At 36.8% G+C, this 1933-nt stretch carries 2 protein-coding genes; both read left to right on the top strand.

The features are described from left to right. Positions 1-141: 141 nt before the first annotated feature. Positions 142-1005: a hypothetical protein gene (locus H5119_RS19830; RefSeq protein ID WP_182703453.1), complete on the top strand. Its 864-nt coding sequence runs from the start codon at positions 142-144 to the stop codon at positions 1003-1005. A 152-nt stretch (positions 1006-1157) separates the two neighbouring features. Continuing rightward, positions 1158-1933 (top strand): transposase (locus tag H5119_RS19825; RefSeq protein ID WP_182703452.1); only part of this gene is annotated, 776 nt, incomplete at its 3' end.

Genomic DNA, 1933 nt, shown 5'->3' with positions numbered 1-1933 from the left:
ACTCCCACTTTATATTCTGCATAAAATACAGTAATCGATTGAACCAAAATAGGAACTCAGCTATGGTTAGTTTATCAATAAAAATAAATAAAAAAACGAGTTAATCTACAGGCTCGTTATACATTATTTAATTGGAGGCATATGTCTAATCAAAATTTTTCCACGAGAGAGTGGGTATTTGTACTTATTATTGCATCAATAGTTCAAGGATCTATTTGGTATGTTTCATTTGTTAATTCTACAAGCGGAAGTGCTCTTACTTATGTTTCATTTGCAGGGACTTTAATTTCTATAATTTTAGCGGTGCTTGCAATCGGCTACACATACGGAGAGTCAATTAGCCAAAAGAATAAGACGGATACAGTTTCTAATCAAATTTCAGTTCTCAATGAAGTAATTAAGAGTATAAAAATTGAGTCTCAATCGTTAGAGCATATTTCGACTATAAGCGATGAATTAACTAGATTTGCATCTACCTTCGAAGAAAAGATGAGTACGAATGAAACTACAGTATCGCAGGTGTCTTCATCTTTAGAAACGTTATTGAATGATTACGATCGTTATGACACAACTAGGCAGCAAAAAGCAGTTGAAGCCAATTTTAATAAAAGTGATGCTGCAAATTTATTTATGTCTTTTAGATCACCGTTAATGGAAATAACTCTTTTGTTTATATTAGCTTCTAGAGATAAAACGTATATACATTCAGCTCAGATGGTAGAGGAAAACGTTATTAAATATATCGATCGAGCTCGTGAAAACTCGTCGGATGAAATCAGTGGACCGCCTGATGCGAATAAACTTTTTACAGGTAGTTTTCTATCCATGCAATCGATACTCAAAGGTTTTAATTTAATCAGTGGTGATGAAGAAAGACGGATAACTGTATCTATGGAACTAATGAAAGTAGTAAAAGAAACTACAATTGATAATCCAAAAAGTTCTGGTCTGTTTTACAAACAAATTAGAAATGAAGTTTTAAAGGATATCGATATTAATGTATAACAAGTTGCTTAAACGGAACTAAAACAGTGGGTTACGCTTCGCTCCGCTACACATTATAACCGACAACTAACAGTGACACCCACCCTAATTTTTGCAGTTTGGCGAACTAAGTACTAGGCTTTGTTCAGTGCAAAAAACAAGCAGGGTGTCTTATGGCTATAGCAAGAAAGCGTCAAGTAAGTTTGGTTGATACAAAATACTACCACTGTATTTCACGCTGTGTACGCCGTGCATTTTTATGTGGCGAAGACCATTTTACTGGTCAATCTTACGAACACCGCAGAGGGTGGGTTGAAGACAAACTGCTTGAGTTAGCTAAGGTGTTTTGTATTGACGTCTGTGCTTATGCTGTTATGAGTAACCACACCCATTTAGTCCTGTATGTTGATGATAAAAAAGCGAATCGGCTGAATGACAAAGCAATTGTTATTCGCTGGCATAAACTTTGTAAAGGCACTGTACTCACGCAAAAATACATACAAGGTGAAAAGCTAAGTAAAGCTGAACTTATCTTTTTTAATCAAACGGTAAAGGAATATCGAGAGCGTCTATCAAGTATTAGTTGGTTTATGCGATTATTAAATGAAAGCATAGCCCGCAGAGCAAATAAAGAAGATAACTGCACTGGCAGGTTTTGGGAGGGACGTTTTACATCACAAGCATTATTGGATGAAGCTGCATTGGCGGCCTGCATGGCGTATGTAGATTTAAACCCCATCAGAGCCAAAATGGCAAGGACACCAGCAGAATCAGACCATACCAGTGCTCAAGTACGGCTAATATGCGCAAAAGAAGGCAAGCAACCAAAACAATTACTCCGCTTTGCAGGCATGCCACGTCAAACTATGCCAAAAGGGCTCCCATTTGAGCTTAAATCGTACCTTGAACTTGTTGAACTAACTGGGCATTGTATACGAGAAGACAAACG

It is taken from the genome of Pseudoalteromonas sp. SG45-5, from assembly GCF_014164085.1.
Taxonomy (GTDB): domain Bacteria; phylum Pseudomonadota; class Gammaproteobacteria; order Enterobacterales; family Alteromonadaceae; genus Pseudoalteromonas; species Pseudoalteromonas aliena.
The sequence above is the reverse complement of the archived record's forward strand: the minus strand, read 5'-3'. Positions and strand labels throughout refer to the sequence as shown.